This is a genomic window from Corynebacterium sp. P3-F1 (assembly GCF_030503635.1).
GTDB lineage: Bacteria > Actinomycetota > Actinomycetes > Mycobacteriales > Mycobacteriaceae > Corynebacterium.
On the sequence record NZ_CP129965.1, the window covers coordinates 876,048 to 897,823 of the forward strand.

Below are 21,776 nucleotides of genomic sequence, written 5' to 3' on the forward strand. Positions count from 1 at the left end.
GAATGAAGTGTCCTGGGTTTAGTTCCGATCGTTTCTAGAGGAGGATTGGACCATGCCTAGGAAGTTCAGTGACGAGTTCAAGGACAAGGCGGTGCGGTTAGCCGAGGAGCTCGTTGAGCTTGAGGGGTGCTCGAAGTGGGCGGCGGCGGAGGAGATCGGCGAGAAGCTCGGTGTCTCGGCGCACACGCTCAACAACTGGTTGAAACCTGTCAAAGCGTCCCCCGACGTTCAGCGGAGCACTGGCGAGTCGGTCGACGACGAACTGAAGCGTCTGCGGCAAGAGAACAAAGAGCTGCGCAGGGCAAACGAGATCTTGAAGACCGCTTCAGCTTTTTTCGCAGCGGAACTCGACCGTCCCACCAGAAGATGATCGAATACATCGACACGTATCGCGATCGCTTCGGGGTCGAGGCCATCTGTCGCACGTTAAGGCAGACAGAATGTGGGTTTATCACCTCTCGTGGCTACCGAGCAGCGAAAACACGAGCCCCGTCGGCCAGGAGCTTGTCAGACGCGCTGCTTATCCCCGAATTGGTGAAAGTCTTCGAGGACAACTTCAGCGTGTACGGGGTACGCAAGATGTGGAAGGCCATGCAGCGCGCCGGCTGGGACATCGGTCGTGATCAGACGGCACGGTTGATGAAACTCGCCGGCATCCAAGGCCGCAGAAGGGGCCGCACTCCGATCACAACGCTTCGGGCTGATGTCCCGGATTGTCGTCCTGATCTGGTCAATCGTGACTTCACCGCGTCAGCGCCGCACCGGCTGTGGGTCGCTGACATCACCTACGTGCGTACCCTGTCGGGGTTTGCGTACACCGCGTTCATCACCGATGCGTACTCCCGCAAGATTGTCGGGGTTGCCACCAGGGCGAGCATGCGCACCGATGAGCTGCCTCTTGAGGCTTTTGAGCATGCTCTTTATCACGCAGGTGATCTCCGTGCTGAAGGACTTGTCCATCACAGCGATCGCGGCTCGCAGTACGTGTCCATTCGTTACAGTGAGGCGCTTGCTCACGCTGGGATTGATCCGTCCGTTGGCACCGTCGGCGATTCCTACGACAACGCGTTGGCGGAAACGGTCAACGGTCTATACAAGACCGAGCTGATCTATCCCCACCGGCCGTGGGCGTCGGTTGGGGAAGTCGAGATCGCGACCCTTCGCTGGGTGTACTGGTGGAATAACCATCGCCTGCACGAGTCATTGGGATACATCACTCCACAAGAGATGGAAGACGCCTACTATCAACAATCACACGCCCACCCGTTGGGCGTTCAATAAGCGGAACGAAAACCAGGACGCTTCAGGAACGCCCAGCCCAGCAGCAGGCCGGCAGCCACACCGAGCAGCGCACCGAACACTGCGATCTGCACCGACTCGAAAATGATCATCGTGCGGACCTGCCCGCGCTGCGTGCCTACCGCACGCAGCATCCCGATCTCCTAGCGGCGCTCGATCACCGACAGCGTAAGGGTGTTCACAATGCCCAGGATCGCGATCGCCACCGCCAGCGACAACAGCGCGTACAGGATGTTGAGCATTTGCTTGACCATCTGCAGCGCTTCCCCGCCGACCTCCTCCGAAGAGCGGACCTGCACCACGATGTCGTCGTGCACCGCATCCTGCGGCGAAACTCGTAGCTGACACCATCCAACGCTCTCACCTGCGTCCCGCCAGAACCATAGGCCTTCACCACAGTCACCGCTCGCGCCGCAGCGGTTTTCGTCTTATCGACGCCCCCTACTACCCCCTCCTCCGACGCCGAATGCCCGCCCATTGTCCCACTCCTTTAGCTCTGGATGCATCTGTTCAACCTGGCTAAATCCACGCAGACTTAGAAGCCTACTGAAACGTGTGGGCGTCGAGCTCTGCCTGCACCCGATGCGCCGACGAGCAAAGCGCCAGAAACACGAAAACCGGTCACTGTCCGTTGATCGGGTGGTGACCGGTGTATGTGTGAAGTTTTTGGTCGGCGGTAACTTACTCTCCCACACCCTCCCGGGTGCAGTACCATCAGCGCGGGTGGGCTTAGCTTCCGGGTTCGGAATGGGTCCGGGCGTTTCCCCACCGCTATCAACCACCGACACACCTTTGGGGTTTGTCGTCATGGTCGCACCACGTGGGTGTGGTGCGGGTGTATGTAGTTTTTTTGGGTGGCCACACAGTGTGTGTGTGGTGTGTCAGATACTGCATAGTGGACGCGGGTAGACGTTTTTGTCTGTGTTTTTTGTGTTGTGCCCTAGGTTGGGTGCACGTTGTGGTTTGTTGGTTGGTGTATTAGTACCAGTCACCTTCGCACATTGCGGTGCTTCCAGATCTGGCCTATCAACCCCATCGTCTATGGGGAACCTATGAAACCTCATCTTGAAACAGGCTTCCCGCTTAGATGCTTTCAGCGGTTATCCCTTCCGTACGTAGCCAACCAGCGGTGCTCCTGGCGGAACAACTGGCACACCAGAGGTACGTCCGTCCCGGTCCTCTCGTACTGGGGACAGCCTTTCTCAAGTTTCTGCGCGCGCGGCGGATAGAGACCGAACTGTCTCACGACGTTCTGAACCCAGCTCGCGTGCCGCTTTAATGGGCGAACAGCCCAACCCTTGGGACCTACTCCAGCCCCAGGATGCGACGAGCCGACATCGAGGTGCCAAACCATCCCGTCGATATGGACTCTTGGGGAAGATCAGCCTGTTATCCCCGGGGTACCTTTTATCCGTTGAGCGACACCACATCCACAAGTAGGTGCCGGATCACTAGTCCCGACTTTCGTCCCTGCTCGACGTGTTGGTCTCGCAGTCAAGCTCCCTTGTGCACTTACACTCTAAACACCTGATTGCCAACCAGGCTGAGGGAACCTTTGGGCGCCTCCGTTACTCTTTGGGAGGCAACCGCCCCAGTTAAACTACCCACCAGGCACTGTCCCCAACCCAGATCATGGGCCAAGGTTAAGACATCCACTACGGTCAGAGTGGTATTTCACTTGCCGACTCCACACCCACTAGCGTGAGCGCTTCATAGTCTCCCACCTATGCTACACAAACCGCAGTAAACACCAATACCAAGCTATAGTGAAGGTCCCGGGGTCTTTTCGTCCTGCCGCGCGAAACGAGCATCTTTACTCGTAGTGCAATTTCACCGGGCCTGTGGTTGAGACAGCAGGGAAGTCGTTACGCCATTCGTGCAGGTCGGAACTTACCCGACAAGGAATTTCGCTACCTTAGGATGGTTATAGTTACCACCGCCGTTTACTGGGGCTTAAATTCTCCGCTTCGGACAGGTGTCCTAACAGGTCCTCTTAACCTTCCAGCACCGGGCAGGCGTCAGTCCGTATACATCAACTTAACCGTCTTCGCACGGACCTGTGTTTTTGATAAACAGTCGCTTCCCTCTCTTTTCTGCGACCCCAACACGCTCACCGACGCATGACCGGTTCACCTGTTGTGGCCCCCCTTCTCCCGAAGTTACGGGGGTAATTTGCCGAGTTCCTTAACCACAGTTCACCCGACCGCCTGAGTATGTTCTACTTGACTACCTGTGTCGGTTTCGGGTACGGGCCGTACATACACATCGCTAGAGGCTTTTCTCGACAGCATAGGATCACCACCATCACCCAATAAGGGTTACGCATCACGCCTGGCACTTATGGCACCCGCATTTCACTAGGTGCCGTGCTGCACGCTTGCACCACAATCCAATAAGTGGCGTAGCTACCAAACTGTGTCACCCCATCACTTGACTACTACAGATCAGGCCCCACGCATCACACCCACCCAACCATCAAAGATGGCCATGGCAGGCGGTCAGGGTGGTTAGTATCACCGGTTCATCATTGGGCGCATACATACGGGTACGGGAATATCAACCCGTTGACCATCGACTACGCCTGTCGGCCTCGCCTTAGGACCCGACTCACCCTGGGAAGACGAACTTGACCCAGGAACCCTTAGTCATTCGGCGGATACGATTCTCACGTATCATTCGTTACTCATGCCTGCATTCTCACTCGCATGCAGTCCACACGCCCTTACGATCATGCTTCACCCCACATGCGACGCTCCCCTACCCAGCAATACTGCTGCCGCGGCTTCGGCGGTGTACTTGAGCCCCACTGAATTGTCGGCGCGCAACCACTCGACCAGTGAGCTATTACGCACTCTTTCAAGGGTGGCTGCTTCTAAGCCAACCTCCTGGCTGTCTTCGCGATTACACATCCTTTTCCACTTAGTACACCCTTAGGGGCCTTAACCGGCGATCTGGGCTGTTTCCCTCTCGACTATGAAGCTTATCCCCCACAGTCTCACTGCCGCGCACACATGTAACCGGCATTCGGAGTTTGGCTGACATTGCTAAGATGATAGTCCCGCTCAACCAACCAGTAGCTCTACCTCCGGCACACCTACGCGACGCTGCACCTAAATGCATTTCGGGGAGAACCAGCTATCACGGAGTTTGATTGGCCTTTCACCCCTACCCACAGCTCATCCCCGCAGTTTTCAACCTACGTGGGTTCGCGCCTCCACAACCTCTTACAGCTGCTTCACACTGGCCATGGGTAGATCACCCCGCTTCGGGTCCAGGACATGCCACTTACAACACACAATTAGCATTCGCTTTCGCTACGACTACCCCACACGGGTTAACCTCGCGACATGCCGCTGACTCGCAGGCTCATTCTTCAAAAGGCACGCCATCACACACAAAGAGGTGCTCTGACGGATTGTAGGCACACAGTTTCAGGAACTATTTCACTCCCCTCCCGGGGTACTTTTCACCATTCCCTCACGGTACTTATCCACTATCGGTCACACTGAGTATTTAGGCTTACCGGGTGGTCCCGGCTGATTCACAGCAGATTCCACGAGCCCGCTGCTACTCGGGGCACATATGGCCACCACACGCACATGCACATTCACGTACAGGACTCTCACCTACTCCGGTGGGCCATCCCAGACCACTTCCGCTTACACACGCACCATGTGGACGCATCTGGCAGAACACGACCAGCCACACCCCACAACACCGCACACGCAACCCCTGCCAGGTATCACACGCACACGGTTTAGCCTCATCCACGTTCGCTCGCCGCTACTAGCAGAATCATTATTATTTTCTTCTCCTGCCGGTACTGAGATGTTTCACTTCCCGGCGTCACCCCCCGACCAGCTATGCATTCACTGACGGGTAACCGCACACAACCACGGCCAGGTTTCCCCATTCGGACACCCTCGGATCAACGCTTTGTTGACAACTCCCCGAGGCATAACGCAGTCTCACACGTCCTTCATCGGCTCAGCATGCCAAGGCATCCACCATGCGCCCTTAAACAACAAACACACACGAATAACCCAACACACAAACAAAACACACACAAACAAAAAACAAGATGCTCGCGTCCACTATACAGTTCTCACACACCACACCCACCACCACCAACCAACACACAACCATGCCAGCCAGCAAGCAGTAAGCCACCAGGAACAACCACCCACACACACAAACCATGCATGCAAGCACCATGTGCTGCCCCAGACACCCAACAGTGCACCAATCATTTCCGCCCAGCAGGCCCACACAACCATCCACACACACCCCAGCATCCAACCGGGAAAGATGCGCATCCACCTGGAATTTCAAAAAACGTCAGCAGCACCACACACAGGCACTCAACCAACAACAACCCACAACCGTGGGCCAGAAAAAATAAACTCCTTAGAAAGGAGGTGATCCAGCCGCACCTTCCGGTACGGCTACCTTGTTACGACTTCGTCCCAATCGCCGATCCCACCTTCGACAGCTCCCTAACGAGTTTAGGCCACTGGCTTCGGGTGTTACCAACTTTCATGACGTGACGGGCGGTGTGTACAAGGCCCGGGAACGTATTCACCGCAGCGTTGCTGATCTGCGATTACTAGCGACTCCGACTTCATGGGGTCGAGTTGCAGACCCCAATCCGAACTAAGGCCGGCTTTAGGCGATTAGCTCCACCTCACAGTATCGCTGCGCGTTGTACCGACCATTGTAGCATGTGTGAAGCCCTGGACATAAGGGGCATGATGATTTGACGTCATCCCCACCTTCCTCCGAGTTAACCCCGGCAGTCTCTCATGAGTCCCCAACCAAATGCTGGCAACATAAGACAAGGGTTGCGCTCGTTGCGGGACTTAACCCAACATCTCACGACACGAGCTGACGACAACCATGCACCACCTGTACACCAGCCACAAGGGAAAGACTATCTCTAGCCCGATCCGGTGTATGTCAAGCCCAGGTAAGGTTCTTCGCGTTGCATCGAATTAATCCACATGCTCCGCCGCTTGTGCGGGCCCCCGTCAATTCCTTTGAGTTTTAGCCTTGCGGCCGTACTCCCCAGGCGGGGCGCTTAATGCGTTAGCTACGGCACGAACCCCGTGGAAGGGACTCACACCTAGCGCCCACCGTTTACGGCATGGACTACCAGGGTATCTAATCCTGTTCGCTACCCATGCTTTCGCTCCTCAGCGTCAGTTACTGCCCAGAGACCTGCCTTCGCCATCGGTGTTCCTCCTGATATCTGCGCATTCCACCGCTACACCAGGAATTCCAGTCTCCCCTACAGCACTCAAGTTATGCCCGTATCGCCTGCAACCCCACAGTTAAGCTGCGGTATTCCACAAACGACGCGACAAACCACCTACGAGCTCTTTACGCCCAGTAATTCCGGACAACGCTCGCACCCTACGTATTACCGCGGCTGCTGGCACGTAGTTAGCCGGTGCTTCTTATCCAGGTACCGTCACTTTCGCTTCGTCCCTGACGAAAGGAGTTTACAACCCGAAGGCCGTCATCCCCCACGCGGCGTCGCTGCATCAGGCTTGCGCCCATTGTGCAATATTCCCCACTGCTGCCTCCCGTAGGAGTCTGGGCCGTATCTCAGTCCCAATGTGGCCGTACACCCTCTCAGGCCGGCTACCCGTCGACGCCTTGGTAGGCCATTACCCCACCAACAAGCTGATAGGCCGCGAGCTCATCCCACACCGAAAAAACTTTCCACCACCGACACTAAACGGCAGTCCTATCCGGTATTAGACCCAGTTTCCCAGGCTTATCCCGAAGTGCAGGGCAGATCACCCACGTGTTACTCACCCGTTCGCCACTCGAGCACCCAAGCAAGCTTGGGCCTTTCCGTTCGACTTGCATGTGTTAAGCACGCCGCCAGCGTTCATCCTGAGCCAGGATCAAACTCTCCACAAAAAGTTTCAACAAAACCAGTGAAACAGGCCGTGAAAAGCCCAAAACCCAACCAAAACAAACCACACCACACAACACAACAAAAACCCATCGCATCATGCAGCCTGGCAATCCAAAAATTACTAGAACAAACCCACAAAAGGGTCCATCCACATTGCCACCCCCTCCGACGAGGAGAAAAGAGCAACAACAAACATCCAATCAGCCAATGCAACCAACCAGAACAGTGTCATCCCATCAATGGTTCAAACAACACCGACCAGCACACACCAAAAAGTGCACAAACAGCCACACAAACCAACCAGACAAAAACAATTGGCACACTATCGAGTTCTCACACAACACACGCACACCCAACAACAAACGGCAACAACCGCTCACCATCAAAGAGGCTTAAACGACCCTACACACACCCACACACCAAACAAAATCGCCCAATGCGCAGTGAACAAAAAGGATCCGCCAACACTCGTTTTCCTACCGCCAACTCACCAGAACCACAATCCAGCGGGGCGCTGTCGGTCGCGCTGACTCGAATAAACCTACACACACACCACACAACAACACAAACCCGCAGGCCACGGTAGCTTTTAAGGGGCGGGTTTTAGGGCTATGCGGTAACGTCGATAAGCGAAAGCCGCATTTTCCGCCTCTGATCTGGGCTAACGCACACGCTCGACGTGCGCCCCCAAAGCGTTGAGTTGCTCCACAAAGTGCGGATAACCTCGATCAATGTGCTCCACATCGTGAACGACAGTTTCGCCGTCCGCAACGAGCCCCGCAAGCACCAACCCAGCGCCCGCACGAATATCGGACGACCACACATCCGTCGAGGACAATTGATCCACACCGCGCAACATCACGTGATGCCCGTCCACCGTCGCGTCCGCGCCCAAACGAAGCATCTCGTCAACAAAGCGAAAACGCGACTCGAAAACGTTCTCCGTGATCACCGACGTGCCTTCCGCAATCGCGGCCAGCCCGATCGCCATTGGCTGCAAGTCCGTCGGGAACCCCGGGAACGGCAGCGTCTGATAATCCACAGCCTGCGGGCGCCCGTCCATCCGCACACGGAAACCCTGTTCGAACGTCTCCACATTCGCGCCGGCATTCTTCAATTTCGCCAGCGCCAGATGCAAATGCCGCGGCGCAATCCCCCCAACCGTCACGTCGCCGCGCGTCATCGCCGCCGCGTACGCCCACGTACCAGCAACAATCCGGTCACCGACCACCGTGTGCTCCGTGGGGTGCAGCTTATCGACGCCATCGATCGTCACCGTCGACGTACCCGCTCCCTGAATCTGCGCTCCCATCGAATTCAGCATGTCGCACAGATCAACAATCTCCGGCTCACGCGCCGCGTTGTCCAGCACCGTGCGCCCCTCCGCCAACACCGCCGCCGTGAGAATATTCTCCGTTGCACCGACCGACGGAAAGTCCAAATCGACCTTCGCGCCCGTCAACCTCTCAGCCCGGGCAACCACCGCGCCGTGCTCAATGTGAGTCCGGGCACCGAGCTTCTCCAACCCCGACTGGTGCATATCTAACGGCCGTGAACCGATAGCGTCGCCCCCCGGCAACGCTACAACCGCCTCACCGCAACGGGCAGTCAAAGGCCCCAGCACAGCTACCGACGCACGGAACTGCCGCACCGCATCGAAATCCGCCCGCGACGACACAGACGCCGGAGTGTGAATACGCACCACCGTACCCTCAATGTCCACCTCGCAGCCCAAGCCCTCCAGGACTTTCTGCATCAGAGGAACATCCAGAATCTCAGGGCAGTTGTTCAACGTCGTCGTGCCCTCCGCCAGCAACGCTGCCGCCATCAGCTTGAGCACGCTGTTTTTCGCACCCGCAACCCGGACCGAGCCCTGAAGACGCGTACCACCTTGAACCACAAAACGCTCTCTCACGCCCACCAGGGTAATGAAAATTCGCCAGCGGATGCGACGCCTCGCGCGATCCCGGCCACGTCTGCGTGAGCTCTCGCCGCGCGGCGATGAGCCCTTGCGCGCTCCTTCCAGCATGGCGTGCCTTGCCTCGCGAGCGCACCCCGCACGACCACCATGCGCGCCTAGCGCGCTCAGCTCCCGTTCGCCACAGCCGTTACGGCAAAGCACCGATCCGGCGGGCCGCGTTCACGGCCTCGTACCGGGTGTGCGCCCCCAGCTTGCGCATCACGCTGCGCAGATACGATTTAACCGTCTCGGCGCCAATGCCCATCTCCTCTGCGGCCTCGACGTTCGTGTGGCCAAGCGCAACACACGACAACACGTCGATCTCACGCGCCGACAGCTTCGTCGACTGCTTGACGCGCACGGGCGACACCATCTGGTCGCACAGCTGCTCCAGCTCTTTGCGCAGATCCTCGTCTTCCACCCGATTCGCGAGCATGCGCAGCTTCGAGTGCGTCGCGCGGATCTGCTCCCACTCCGCGCCGTTCATCACGCGCCCCGCCTTGGCGGTGCCCTTACCGCCTTCGACCCGCCGCAACGCCGAATTCACTGCCAAGTCCTGCTCCAGTGTGCGAGCAGTCATGGTGACCTCCTCGATGACCTTGTCCCCCAGGCGAACCGGCGAATGGACGCCCACGTAGAGCACCCCTCGAATCTCACGCTGCACGATCACGGGAACTGCCACCACCGAGTGCAGACCTTCGTCCTGGATCACCGTGTCATACTCGTGCGAAATGACGTTCGCCCGCGTGTAGTCCGACACACCGACAGCACGCCGAGTTCCCACCACACGTCCACCGACACCGTGGTTCGGCTCGATCACGAGGTTCTGAAGAGCAGGCGTGCGCAATCCGATCCATTGAGTGATTTGGAGCCGGTTATCCGCCAGCAATGTGCCGTACATCGCCACTGGGATTCCCGTCGCGGTCTTCAGCGACGTGAGCGAAGCGCGGATAGCGTCGTCATCGTCTTTGACCCGTTGCGAATCCATACAAAGCTCCTTACAGGATGCCCCCGTTAGAGTGTCCCCACGGCGGCCGAAATCTGTCTCTGCGGTACAGGTAGGACCATACTAACGCGCCTGCGGGGGTAGCAAAACCATTGACCAGGCCACAGAACTATCATCGCGGGCGCCCGAACCGCCCCGAACCCCCAGAGTCAACTACCCCCGATGGCGAGAACTCAGGCAATCGCACGTAAACACCCCAAACCATGCGGTACACCATTGTTGGACAACTCGGTCTAGATTTGCGGCGTTGATCGTGTACCATTGGGTCCGTACGCGGAAAAGCACGAGCTTTCCGCCGAACACAACCGCACCACAGCCGAGGCCACGGCCAGAGCTGAACCGCGGCAAACGAACTTCAAGGAGAGACAATGGGAAACGTTTACAGCAACATTCTCGACACTATCGGCGGCACCCCGCTCGTCGAGCTGAAGGGCATCACCGAGGGCACCGACGCAGCTAACGCACGCGTCCTGGGCAAGCTCGAGTACTTCAATCCGGCTAACTCCGTCAAGGACCGCATCGGCCGCGCAATTATCGACGCAGCCGAGGCCTCCGGCGAACTCAAGCCCGGCGGCACCATCGTCGAGGCGACCTCCGGCAACACCGGCATCGCGCTCGCACTGGTTGGTGCAGCTCGAGGATACAAAGTCATCCTGACCATGCCGGAGACCATGTCCGTCGAGCGCCGCGTCATCCTCCGCGCATACGGCGCACAGATCGAGCTCACCCCCGGTGCCGCCGGCATGAAGGGCGCCGTCGAAAAGGCGAATGAGATCGTCGAGCAGAACGAGAACGCCATCCTGGCCCGCCAGTTCGAGAACGAGGCCAACCCGAAGGTCCACTACGAGACCACCGGCCCTGAGCTGTGGAACGACACCGACGGCAAGATCGACATCCTCGTCGCCGGCGTCGGCACAGGCGGCACCATCTCCGGTGCCGGGAAGTACCTGAAGGAGCAGAACCCGGACATCAAGCTCATCGCTGTCGAGCCGGCTGCCTCCCCGCTGCTTTCCGAGGGCCAGGCAGGCCCGCACAAGATCCAGGGCCTCGGCGCCAACTTCGTCCCGGGCACCCTGAACCGCGAGATCGTCGACGAGGTCATCACCGTCTCCAACGAGGACGCAGTGGCCACCTCCCGCGAACTTGCACGCAAGGACGCTGTCCTGGGCGGCATCTCCACCGGCGCGAACGTGAAGGCTGCCCTCGAGGTCGCTTCCCGCCCGGAGAACGCCGGCAAGACCATCGCCACCATCGTCTGCGACTTCGGCGAGCGCTACATCTCCACCATCCTCTACGAAGACATCCGCGACTAAGCACATCGCGCTTTTCGACGTCTCCCCCTCCCGCTGAATTCAAACCTTCAGCGAGAGGGGTTGCTGTTTTTGGCGCTGTTAGACTACGCCCATGCTGAAGGTGAGCCCATGCTGAAGGTGATCAGGACCATTCGTGAGGATCTCGCGAACGCCCGTGAGCACGATCCCGCCGCCCGCGGCGATCTCGAGAACGCCCTCGTTTATTCGGGCTTGCACGCGATCTGGATGCACCGCATTAGCCATGCGCTTTGGGTGAGGGAGATCAAAGGCCCCGCCCGTATTCTGGCTCAGGTCACCCGTTTCCTCACTGGCGTGGAGATTCACCCGGGTGCCACCATCGGCCGGCGCTTCTTCATCGACCACGGAATGGGCATCGTCATCGGCGAGACCGCCGAAATTGGAGATGGTGTCATGCTCTACCACGGGGTGACTCTCGGCGGCCAAGTCCTTACCCAGACGAAACGCCACCCCACCATCGGTGACAATGTCACCATCGGCGCCGGCGCGAAGGTGCTCGGACCGATCATTATCGGCGAAGGTTCGGCCGTCGGTGCTAACGCCGTCGTGACAAAGGACGTTCCGGCGAACTGCATAGCCATCGGTATTCCCGCCAAGTGCCGCCCGCGCAAGAGCGATGAGCGCAAGCACCTCGTCGATCCGGACGCCTACGTCAGCGAAGACAACAACTACGTCATTTAAGGCCAGCGGGCATCCACGTCTGTCGCCCGCTAGACCCAGCACGTGCTACGCGACGAGGTCTTTGTACTCCTCATTCTTCTGCACAAAGTGCTCAACTGCAGAGCACGTCGGGATGATCTTCTTGCCGGTGGCTCGAGTGTCGTCGAGCGCCGCCTGCACCAGCTTTCCGGACAGACCTTGCCCGCGGAACTGCGGATCGATCACGGTGTGGTTGAAATCCCGGGTACCAGCATCCACTTCGCGGTAGTCCGCGAAGCCTGCCTGCTCCCCGTTCACCGTGATGACGTAGCGGCGGTCCGCTCCCTGGTGCTCGACGTTCACATTCTGCTCAGCCATATCTATCTCCTTCGAAGTTCCGGGACATATTCCGGATCGAGTTTCGGAGCCACCCATCATATGCAAAAAGTCCCCCCGCAACTGCGGAAGGACTTTTCTTGGTGTGGCCAGAGCCAGGATCGAACTGGCGACCCCACACTTTTCAGGCGTGTGCTCTACCAACTGAGCTATCTGGCCGGAACCGTTCACCGCGCATTGAATACGCAACAACAGTTCAGCGACCCTGACGGGACTTGAACCCGCGACCTCCGCCGTGACAGGGCGGCGCGCTAACCAACTGCGCCACAGGGCCTTATTCTCTTGTTTCATGCTTTAACGGAGGTTAATTATCCGCGTCTTGCACGAGTTGATACCTTACACAGAGGGTCCTCAGAGACACAAACCGGCATTAAAACCGCACTTTCTACAGCGTTCAGCTCCACCGCCCCGACGACCTGAAAAGCCCGAGCTGTCGCTTCCGGGCATGCCTGCGGGGCCGTGGGGCGTGCGTTGCCCCCGGCCGTGCGGCGTGTGTGTGGTTCTAGTTTCTGCCTCCCGCTGAGTTCCCCTAGATTCTCTTACCCCTGTCAGCGTGTCAGCACTGGTTATTCCTGTCGTTTTCCGAACAGCAGGTGCATTGCTCCGTACTGGTGGGTGGTGTTCGCCACCGGTGTCCCCCTCGGTGAGACCCAAACGGGTGTGCCGCCCCGGATCTGTATCCTGCCTCGGTGTTGGTGTGCGGGGTCGTCGTCGTTGGTGCGGTTGTGGTACCTGCACAAGATGGACAGGTTGTCCATGTTCGTCGGTCCGCCCCGTGCCCACGGTGTGACGTGGTGGACCTCGCAGTTATCCGCCGCGTGCCGGCACTCCGGCACCGGGCAGGTCGTCAACGTCGCCCGGGCCAAATCCCGCTGCTTCTGGTTCGCGAACCTGTGACCGGTGTACAAGTTCACCGGTCCTGCCTGCGGGTGGAACAACGCCACCTCAAGATCCTCCCCGCAGAACCGGGCCAAATATTCCGCACCGGTGATCGTGGTGCCATCCGACAACCCCAGGACGGTGTCGTCGCCGTCCCCGCGCAGGATTGTCGTGTGTTCCTCCAGTGGGACGACCACTAACGGGCGGGGAACAGCATCGGCGACACCACCGTCGCCTTTCAGGATGCCGGTGAGTGCTTCATACATTTGCGGGCCCGCAGGACGGCTGGGATCAACCCTTTGGCGCAGGGCGTATTCTAAAGCGGCGATATCGCGCTCGTGACCGGTGGCGGTAAAAGACCGTGTGCCTTTTCTTGTTTTGCTGAACCGGACCGTGGACTCCGGTGCTGGCTTGTCCAGATCGGGATCAGGGATGATGTCTTTGGCCCGGCGCTTGAGTGTGTCGTAGTTGCCCCGCACCGACAACAGCGCACGGCGTAGCCGCCACTTCTCGGACGGGTCTGACACAGCTTTGAGTTGGTTTTCGATCAGTACCAACTGATCCAACGACTTGTCCGTCTCACGGGCAACACGCACCGCCTGGGCTTGCTTCCGGGTGAACCGGGTCGGGCCGAAATAGACCCGGTGGAGTGTGTCCCAGTCGTTGATGGTTGCAGGTTTGACGCCGGCAGCACGAGCTGCCTGACGGTCGAAACCAACCAGGATGTCCAACGGGCTACCAAGAGAATTCAAAAAAGCGTCAAACGTGGTCACGCCCCACACGCTAAAACCAACCCCGAAAACCCGAAAGAACACCACCCTGACACCTGTGGACAAACAGAAACTATCCACAACCACCCGGTTCCATCACAGGACGAGAAACCACGAAACCGCAGAATGGCGAGGATAAAGACGCGGTTCCACCAAAGAGCAAAAATGCCCGAGCACAGTGCTCGGACCCGATCCGCGACCCTGACGGGACTTGAACCCGCGACCTCCGCCGTGACAGGGCGGCGCGCTAACCAACTGCGCCACAGGGCCTTGGTACCCCCAACGGGATTCGAACCCGTGTTGCCGCCGTGAAAGGGCGGAGTCCTAGGCCTCTAGACGATGGGGGCATGCTGTTAGACAGCTCGATCATCATAAACCAGGCGTGGATTTTTCAACAAACCAACAGGTCGCGGTTGGTGCGGCGGGCTACCCGAGTAGCGCGAGGCTCAGCGCCATGACGGCCATGCCACCGATGAGGCCGTAGATGGCGCTGTGGTGCCTTCCGGTTTCGATGGCGGTGGGCAGCAGCTTGTCGAGGCTGACGAACACCATGATTCCGGCGATGACGGCGTATGTGACGCCGAGAGCAGCGGGGCCAAGGAAGGGCCGCAGGAACAGGTACCCAATGACGGCGCCGATGGGCTCGGCGAGTCCGGATAACGCGGCCCATCCGGCGGCGGTCCATTTCTTGCCGGTAGCTTCGCGTAGGGGCACGGCGACGGCGACGCCTTCGGGGATGTTGTGGATCGCGATGGCGATGGCGATCGGGGCGGCGAGGACCGGGTCTTGCAGGGCGACGAAGAAGGTGGCGAAGCCTTCGGGGAAGTTGTGGATCGCGATAGCGAGGGCGGCCATGACTCCGACCTTCCGCATGCGACCACCGCCGGCGGGTGCGTGGGGTTCTTCGTGTGGGTTGATGTCGTCGGGCACGAACCTGTCGATAAGCGCGATAAGCAGCACGCCGCCGAAGAATGCAACTGGCCCCCATATGTCAGCGGACGCGAAGCCGGCTTCTTCGAGTCCGTCGACGCCTTCAGGGAGGAGCTCAACAAAGGAGATGTAGAGCATCACACCCGCGGAGAACCCGAGGGAGGACGCCAGGAAACGTTCACTGGGGTGGCGCTGGAGGGCGACCAGGAGGCCGCCAAGGGCCGTCGATAAGCCTGCGAATAAGCAAATTGCAAACGCCGTCATGCGCGCAGCATACAGTAGGAGACATGGCTACCGCGAAGATCTACGACGCTGAACTTGACCCCACAAAAAACGAGCTTGTTGCGCGTTTCTCCTCAATTGCGCAGCTCCAGGGTTCCTACCGTGCATTCGATCGCGACGACAAGGTCGGCATCGAGGTGCACGTGGGTACCGACGAGGAAGGCAGCCTCACGCAGTGCGGCGTCACCTACCGCGAGGAAGCAATGGCGCTTGACGACGCTTTGACGCCGCTCACCCACTCCGTCCTCGGCCCCCGCTCCGTAGCGCAACTGACCGCGGATCCTGTGGCGGTCCGCGAGTTCGTTCAAATGATTCTCAACGGCGACGCAGGCGCGGATTTCTCCACCGGCGAGCCGATCTTCGCCGTCCGCGGCACCGGCAGCGGCGACGCGGTTGTGGAAGACGTGGAAATCGAGACCCACGACATGCTGAACTCCGTGGGCACCCTCACCGTCGACGGCGAGGAGAAGCGCTACCAGCTGCGGCTGCAGCGCATCATCAGCGATCAGCCCGCAGCTGATGAGGGTGACCTGGCGCTCGTGCGGGAGGACGGCGCGATCCTGATGAACCTCAGTCTGTGGGACTAGCTGCAGCTGCCACGGTCTAGCAACCGCGGTCTTGTAACCGCGGTGTAGCTGCGGCTAGCTAGCTGTCACGTTCGAGGCGGGCGAGCAGTTCGTCGCGTACCTCGCGGCGGCGAATCTTACCCATCTGGTCTTTCGGAAGCTCCTCGAAGTGATAGAAGCTGCGGGGGACTTTGTAGCGGGTGAGATTCTCGCGGGCGAATGCCTTGAGGCTGTCCGGGTTCATCTCCGCGCCGCGGTCGAGTACGACGCAGGCGACAACGTCCTCGGAGCCGTCGGTGCGCGGGCGGCCCACGACAGCGACGTCGAGGACATCGCGGTGGCCGCGCAAGGTGTCCTCCACCTCCGCCGGGTAGACGTTGAAGCCGCCGGTGATGATGAGCTCCTTGATACGGGAAACGAGTTTGATGAAGCCGTCTTCCTCCATCACACCCATGTCGCCGGTGCGGAACCACCCATCGTGGAAGACTTTCTCGGTTGCCTCGGGATTGTTCAGGTAGCCGCCGAAGACCTGCGGACCCTTGACCAGGATCTCTCCTGCTTCGCCGTACGGCCTGTCTTCGTCGGGGTTGTCGGGGTTGACAATGCGGACCTCAGTGTCCGGGAATGGAACGCCGATGTACCCGGGGCGGCGGTCGCCCGTCTCCGGGTTGCCCACGACGATCGGCGAGGTCTCCGTCAACCCGTAGCCTTCGACAAGGCGTCCGCCTGTGACGTCCTCCCATTCCTGGATGACGGTGGCCGGCAGCGAGGACGCGCCGGAGAAGCCGATCTGCGCCTGGGAGAGGTCGACGTTCTTCTCCCGTGCCGTCTGCACAATCCGCTCGAAGACCGTGGGCACGCCCGGAACGAACGTCGGCGGGGTCTTTTTCACCGCCCGCATGATCAAGTCCATCGTCGGCGCCGGCAGCAGGATCAGCTCACTGCCGATGAAGAACGTCAGGGTCAGCGAGAACGTCAGCCCATAAGCGTGGAAGAAGGGCAGGGTGGCCAGCATGCGTTGCCCTGGTTCCTGTAGTTCTTTCACCCACGCGCGCCCCTGCACCGGATTTGCCAGCAGGTTGCGGTGCGTCAGCACTGCACCCTTCGGTGCGCCGGTGGTGCCGGAGGTGTAGAGCACCAGTGCCGGGTCGTCGGGCCAGAGATCCCCCGGGGTGTGCACGCGGAGCGGGACGACCTTTTTCGCACCCATCATCTTTTCCCACGGCAGCGTGTCCGTTGCCGTGGCGGTCAGCTGCTCCCGCGCCTTCTTCAGCTTGCCGACGGGCACCCGCAGCACCGCCTGCTGCACCCGCGGCATGGCCTTAGTCATGTCGACGCTGACCACCGTCTCCAAATCGGTGCTCCCGTCGGCCTTGAGCTTGTTGGCGGTCTCCGCGGCCTTGTCCCATACCACTGCCACGCGCGCGCCGTGGTCCGCGAACTGTGGGAGCAGCTCATGCGCAGTGTAGAGCGGGTTGTGCTCCACCACGATCGCCCCGAGCTTCTGCACGGCGAAGAACGCCACCACGTGCTGGGGGCAGTTCGGCAGCAAAATGGCAACCCGGTCGCCCTGCTGGACGCCGAGGCGATTGAGACCGGCGGCGGCGCGGCGTACCTCAACGTCCAGTTCCCGGTACGTCATGGTTCGGCCGAAGAAATTCGTGGCCGGCTTGTCGGCGTTGGCGGCCAAATTGTCGTCGTAAATCTCGACGAGCGTCTTCTCCGGATAATCCAGGCTATGGTCGGTCCACTCGGGGTAGTAGCGCAGCCAAGGTTTTGCGGGATCGAACCGATTGTCGTCCCAGGTCGTCTTCTCTACAGCCATGCGTCTACCCTACGCGCGAACCCTGCGAGCGGCGGGGTACGCGGCATGCGCTAGAGGGCCTCCGGGAGCGGGCCTGGGCTCTTGTCGCCGCGCAGGCGCTTGATCACGTTCTCCGCGGAGATCAGGCACATGGGCACACCGACCCCCGGCGTTGTCGTAGCTCCAGCGTAGTAGAGATTCTCCAGTTTCCGGCTCCTGTTTGAGCCCCGTAAGAACGCGGACTGCCTCAGAGTATGGGCGGGGCCGATGGATCCGCCGGACCACGCGTGGTACCGCTCGGAGAAATCTGCCGGGCCGAGCGTTCGCTTGACGACGATCCTCCGGTCCAGTCCCTCCACCCCGCACCACCGAGAGATCTGTTCGACCGCGGCGTCGGCGATGCTCTCGACCTGCTCGCTGGCCCGGTCACGGTACATGTCGCCGTGGCCGACGGCTTCTTCGGCGGCAACGGGAACGAGCACGAAGAGGTTCTCGTGGCCCGCGGGTGCGACACCGGGGTCGGTCGCGCTCGGTTTGGACACGTAGATCGAGCGGGATGAGCCGAGCGGCCGCTGGGGCACCGGACCGTCGAAAACCGCGGCGAAATCGTCGTCCCAGTCACGGGAGAAGAGCAAGTTGTGGTGGGCCAGCTCGGGAATTTGCCCTTCCACACCCAACATGACCAGGACTGTCCCCAGACCAGGGTCGCGGGGGGCGAAATACGCTTCGTCGTAGGTCCGTTTCTCTCTGGGCAGCAGGCGGGTTTCGGTGTGGTGGAGATCCGCGCAGGAAATGATGGTGTCGGCATAGAGCTGGCGGCCGTCGCTAAGCGTGATGCCTGTCGCCGCGCTCCCCTCGTAGTTGATGGCGGCGACCTCCGTGTTGAAGGAGAACTGAGCACCCTGCTCAACGGCGAGGTCGTGGAGCGCATCCATCACAGAGGCGAAACCGCCCTGTGGATACAGCACGCCTTGGGTGAGGTCGGTGTGGCTCATCAGGTGGTAAATCGAGGGCGTGCGCCCCGGATGGGAGGAAAGGAACACCGCGGGGTAGGTGAGCATTTGGCGCAGGCGGGTATCGGTGAAGCGGCGGCCCACGAAACTGTCGATCGGCTCGGTCAGGTAGCGTGCGAGCCTGCCGTAATGGCGGCTGATTCGCGTGAATGGCCGCACGGAACGAAACGTCGTGTACAGGAAGTACTCGAGCGCGAGATCGTAGACCTCCGCCGCGCTGTCCAGATACTCGTCGAGCCGGGCTCCGGCCCCTGGCTCAATCGACTCGAAAAGCGCTGCGGCGTTAGTGCGACCAGAAATAACGTCCAGTGGCGCATTGCCCTCTGGAAAAAGCCGGTAGGCCGGCGTAAGCGGGATGAGATCGAGCACCTCGGCGGTGCGCTTTCCAAACAGCGCGAAGAAGTGGTCGAAAGCATCGGGCATGAGGTACCAGCTAGGGCCCGTGTCGAAGCGGAAACCGTCAACCGACTCATTGCCAGCGCGGCCACCGTGTGCCGGCAACTTCTCCACCACCGTGGTCTGAATGCCTTCCTTGGCCAAAAGCGCGGCTGCGGCCATACCGGCCACACCAGCTCCAATCACAATCGCTGTGCGGGGTTGGCTCATTCGGTTCTCGCTTTCCGGATCGCCCGCGCTGTAAGGAGCAGTTTGCGGTGGGTGGGCACGCTGATTCTGGTGGAGACGACCTCGGCGGCCGGCGCCTCGGCGATCCGTTCGTTGAGCTCCCTGAAGAGGGCTTCGGCTGCCGCGACTCCCCCGCGCGCAGATGCCGGGAGGAGAGGAATCGCTTGGCGAGCTACACGCAACTCGGCGGAGATCTCTTCCGTAAGGGTGCGCTTGAGGTTCTCGTTGAGAGTGGTGCCCAGGTAGGCCCGCCCGAGTTCGTTGCGGTCCTCCGTGAAGTCACGGAGGAAGTTGACCTTCTGGAAGGAGGACCCCAGTGCGCGGGCTCCCTCCTCCATGGTGCGGCGGTCCTTGGCGCTGGGGTTGTGGCCGAGCAAAAAGATGTCTAAGCACATCAGCCCGATGACCTCCGCGGAACCGTAGATGTAGGCCCCGAGCTCCGCCGCGGAAAAAGGTGGATTCGTTGCGATGTGGGAGTGACTGTCGCGCGTATCGTGCCGCATGGAGGCGAAGAAGGCGCGCACGTGCTCGTCGTTGAGCCCGCAGCGCCGGTGCGTGTTCGCCCACGCATGCAGGACCGGATCGGTGTGGAAGCGGTGTCGCGGAGCGTGAAGGACCTGCTCCTCGTAAAGATCGAGAGCGGTTTCTGGGCATTCGCTCGCCTCGGTGGCGGTGCCGTCGACGATTTCATCCGCGATCCGCACCACCGCATAGACATTGGAAATGTCGCGGCGCGTCTTACCGTCGAGCATCCGCGCGGCCAGAGAAAAGCTCGAAGAATACTGCCGAATTACCTGTGCCGCAGCCTGATCTGCCATGCGGTCGTAACGGGAAAGGTAAGTCTCTGTCACGGTGGGCCTTCGGAACTGAAAAGATGATCGCCGTTAGCCTACAGCCCCGGCTCAACCCCTGTTAACGCCTAATGCGCAAGCAGGCGACTCCACGGCGGAGAGACAGCGAAACGGCCCCTGGCGCGTCATCGCCAGGGGCCGCGGTGAATTGTGGGCCCTCCGGGGCTCGAACCCGGGACCTGCGGATTAAAAGTCCGTAGCTCTACCAACTGAGCTAAAGGCCCGTGCGCATTCATGGTAGCGGGCGGAGGGCTGGGGGGTGAAATCGGGGCGTCGATAAGCGAATGCCCACGTCAGTTTGTGCGACCGCGACGGGAAAGGGAACAATGGGCGACGTGACTTCGACGATTCCGCAGCTGCGCATTGGCGGCATGGAGCTGGCTTCACCGGTGATTCTCGCGCCGATGGCTGGCGTGACAAACATGCCGTTCCGTGTGCTGTGCCGGGAAATCGAAGAGGAGCTGACGGGAACCGCGTCTGGGCTGTACGTCTGCGAGATGATCACGGCACGAGCACTGGTCGAGGGCAACGAAAAAACGCTGCACATGACCACGTTCGCGCCCCAGGAAACACCGCGCTCGATGCAGCTGTACACCGTCGACCCCGAATACACGTACCGCGCGGTGCGCACCATCGTGGAGCGGGACATGGCGGATCACGTGGACATGAATTTCGGTTGCCCCGTACCCAAAGTGACGCGGCGCGGCGGCGGTTCCGCTCTGCCCTACAAGCGAAAGTTGTACGGACAGATCGTCGCTGCAGCGGTCCGGGCGACAGAGGGAACCGATATCCCTGTCACCGTGAAATTCCGCATCGGCATCGACGGCGACCATCACACGCACCTGGACGCAGGGCGAATCGCAGCGGAGGAAGGAGCAGCCGCCGTCACGCTGCACGGACGCACCGCGGCGCAGCGCTACTCCGGCGACGCTGACTGGGACGAGATCGCCCGGCTTGTGGAGCACATGGACGGCACTGGCGTACCGGTCTTGGGCAACGGCGACATCTTCGCGCCCCAGGACGCGCAGGCCATGATGGACCACTCTGGGTGCGCGGGCGTGGTGGTCGGGCGCGGGTGCCTTGGCAGACCGTGGCTGTTCGCGCAGCTCGGGGCCCAGCTGCGCGGTGAAGAGGTGCCTCCGGAGCCGACGTTGGGCGAAGTCGCGCGCATCATGGCACGCCACGCCGAGCTCCTCGCTGAGCACGAAGGCGAGGATAAAGGCTGCCGAGAAATGCGGAAACACGTAGGCTGGTTCCTTAAAGGCTTTCCAGTCGGCGGAGAATTCCGCGGCCAGCTCGCCCGCGTGTCCACGCTCGCCGAGCTGAACGAGCACCTGTCCACCATCGCCGGCTCCACCGAACGAGCACAGGCCGCCGACTCCGCGCGCGGGCGTCAAGGTTCCGCAGCCAAGGTGGCGCTCCCCGACGGCTGGTTGGACGACCCAGAAGACGACACCGTGCCGGTCGGAGCCGAGATCGACTCCAGCGGCGGATAGCGAG

13 protein-coding genes, 5 tRNA genes, 3 rRNA genes and 1 pseudogene are annotated in these 21,776 nt (G+C 60.4%); 5 read left to right on the forward strand and 17 right to left on the reverse strand.

Going from position 1 to position 21,776, the window contains the following annotated elements; genetic code table 11:
* Window positions 1-52 precede the first annotated feature (52 nt).
* Window positions 53-1,281 (forward strand): IS3 family transposase gene (locus QYQ98_RS04175; protein WP_302005885.1). Its coding sequence is split into 2 segments (ribosomal slippage): window positions 53-329 and window positions 329-1,281, totalling 1,230 coding nucleotides; the frame shifts between segments, so codons are not numbered across the junction.
* 20 nt (window positions 1,282-1,301) lie between these two features.
* On the opposite strand, the pseudogene QYQ98_RS04180 reads toward QYQ98_RS04175, so the two are convergent.
* From QYQ98_RS04180 to ramA, 6 genes and pseudogenes are all read right to left on the reverse strand, one after another.
* Window positions 1,302-1,625 (reverse strand): annotated as a pseudogene (locus QYQ98_RS04180) (ABC transporter permease); the annotation flags it as partial.
* 342 nt (window positions 1,626-1,967) lie between these two features.
* Window positions 1,968-2,085 (reverse strand): 5S ribosomal RNA (gene rrf, locus QYQ98_RS04185).
* 172 nt (window positions 2,086-2,257) lie between these two features.
* Window positions 2,258-5,330 (reverse strand): 23S ribosomal RNA (locus tag QYQ98_RS04190).
* A 380-nt stretch (window positions 5,331-5,710) separates the two neighbouring features.
* Window positions 5,711-7,227: ribosomal RNA gene (locus tag QYQ98_RS04195) — 16S ribosomal RNA — on the reverse strand.
* Together the 16S, 23S and 5S rRNA genes form the textbook arrangement of a ribosomal RNA operon.
* Before the next feature lie 659 nt (window positions 7,228-7,886).
* Entirely contained in the window at window positions 7,887-9,140 is a 1,254-nt protein-coding gene (gene murA / locus QYQ98_RS04200) for a UDP-N-acetylglucosamine 1-carboxyvinyltransferase (protein ID WP_302007498.1), read from the reverse strand.
* Window positions 9,141-9,333: 193 nt separating this feature from the next.
* Window positions 9,334-10,173: an acetate metabolism transcriptional regulator RamA gene (gene ramA, locus QYQ98_RS04205; protein WP_302007500.1), complete on the reverse strand. Its 840-nt coding sequence runs from the start codon at window positions 10,171-10,173 to the stop codon at window positions 9,334-9,336.
* A gap of 386 nt (window positions 10,174-10,559) precedes the next feature.
* Here ramA and cysK point away from each other — a divergent pair, with 386 nt between their 5' ends.
* Both cysK and epsC read left to right on the forward strand, forming a co-directional pair.
* Window positions 10,560-11,504, forward strand: coding sequence for a cysteine synthase A (cysK, locus tag QYQ98_RS04210; RefSeq protein ID WP_302007501.1), 945 nt, complete (start codon window positions 10,560-10,562; stop codon window positions 11,502-11,504).
* 108 nt (window positions 11,505-11,612) lie between these two features.
* A complete protein-coding gene (gene epsC, locus QYQ98_RS04215; RefSeq protein ID WP_302007502.1) occupies window positions 11,613-12,203 on the forward strand; it encodes a serine O-acetyltransferase EpsC in 591 nt (196 codons plus the stop codon).
* Between the two features lie 45 nt (window positions 12,204-12,248).
* Here epsC and QYQ98_RS04220 read toward each other — a convergent pair whose 3' ends face one another.
* The 7 genes from QYQ98_RS04220 to zupT form a co-directional block, all read right to left on the reverse strand.
* Complete coding sequence (locus QYQ98_RS04220; RefSeq protein WP_302007503.1) at window positions 12,249-12,539, reverse strand: GNAT family N-acetyltransferase; 291 nt, start codon at window positions 12,537-12,539, stop codon at window positions 12,249-12,251.
* A gap of 104 nt (window positions 12,540-12,643) precedes the next feature.
* Window positions 12,644-12,716, reverse strand: a tRNA-Phe gene (locus QYQ98_RS04225).
* A gap of 41 nt (window positions 12,717-12,757) precedes the next feature.
* Window positions 12,758-12,831, reverse strand: a tRNA-Asp gene (locus tag QYQ98_RS04230).
* Window positions 12,832-13,123: 292 nt separating this feature from the next.
* The gene (locus tag QYQ98_RS04235; protein WP_302007504.1) at window positions 13,124-14,209 is read right to left on the reverse strand and encodes an HNH endonuclease signature motif containing protein; all 1,086 of its coding nucleotides are present in this window, start codon (window positions 14,207-14,209) and stop codon (window positions 13,124-13,126) included.
* A gap of 193 nt (window positions 14,210-14,402) precedes the next feature.
* Window positions 14,403-14,476 (reverse strand) — tRNA-Asp (locus QYQ98_RS04240).
* A gap of 1 nt (window position 14,477) precedes the next feature.
* A tRNA-Glu gene (locus QYQ98_RS04245) sits at window positions 14,478-14,553 on the reverse strand.
* A gap of 79 nt (window positions 14,554-14,632) precedes the next feature.
* Window positions 14,633-15,400, reverse strand: coding sequence for a zinc transporter ZupT (zupT, locus tag QYQ98_RS04250; protein ID WP_302007506.1), 768 nt, complete (start codon window positions 15,398-15,400; stop codon window positions 14,633-14,635).
* 23 nt (window positions 15,401-15,423) lie between these two features.
* Here zupT and QYQ98_RS04255 point away from each other — a divergent pair, with 23 nt between their 5' ends.
* Complete coding sequence (locus tag QYQ98_RS04255; RefSeq protein WP_302007507.1) at window positions 15,424-16,005, forward strand: hypothetical protein; 582 nt, start codon at window positions 15,424-15,426, stop codon at window positions 16,003-16,005.
* A 58-nt stretch (window positions 16,006-16,063) separates the two neighbouring features.
* Here QYQ98_RS04255 and QYQ98_RS04260 read toward each other — a convergent pair whose 3' ends face one another.
* The 4 genes from QYQ98_RS04260 to QYQ98_RS04275 form a co-directional block, all read right to left on the reverse strand.
* Window positions 16,064-17,809, reverse strand: a complete 1,746-nt coding sequence (locus QYQ98_RS04260; protein WP_302007508.1) for a long-chain-fatty-acid--CoA ligase — start codon at window positions 17,807-17,809, stop codon at window positions 16,064-16,066.
* Between the two features lie 50 nt (window positions 17,810-17,859).
* Window positions 17,860-19,407: a phytoene desaturase family protein gene (crtI, locus tag QYQ98_RS04265; protein WP_302007509.1), complete on the reverse strand. Its 1,548-nt coding sequence runs from the start codon at window positions 19,405-19,407 to the stop codon at window positions 17,860-17,862.
* Window positions 19,404-20,243 (reverse strand): squalene/phytoene synthase family protein, encoded by an 840-nt coding sequence (locus QYQ98_RS04270; RefSeq protein ID WP_302007670.1) that lies wholly within the window; start codon window positions 20,241-20,243, stop codon window positions 19,404-19,406. The genes crtI and QYQ98_RS04270 overlap by 4 nt, the downstream gene beginning before the upstream one ends.
* A 184-nt stretch (window positions 20,244-20,427) precedes the next feature.
* Window positions 20,428-20,500, reverse strand: a tRNA-Lys gene (locus QYQ98_RS04275).
* A 102-nt stretch (window positions 20,501-20,602) separates the two neighbouring features.
* Between QYQ98_RS04275 and dusB the strand changes: the two genes are divergently transcribed.
* Complete coding sequence (gene dusB, locus QYQ98_RS04280; RefSeq protein ID WP_302007510.1) at window positions 20,603-21,772, forward strand: tRNA dihydrouridine synthase DusB; 1,170 nt, start codon at window positions 20,603-20,605, stop codon at window positions 21,770-21,772.
* The last annotated feature ends 4 nt before the right edge of the window (window positions 21,773-21,776 follow it).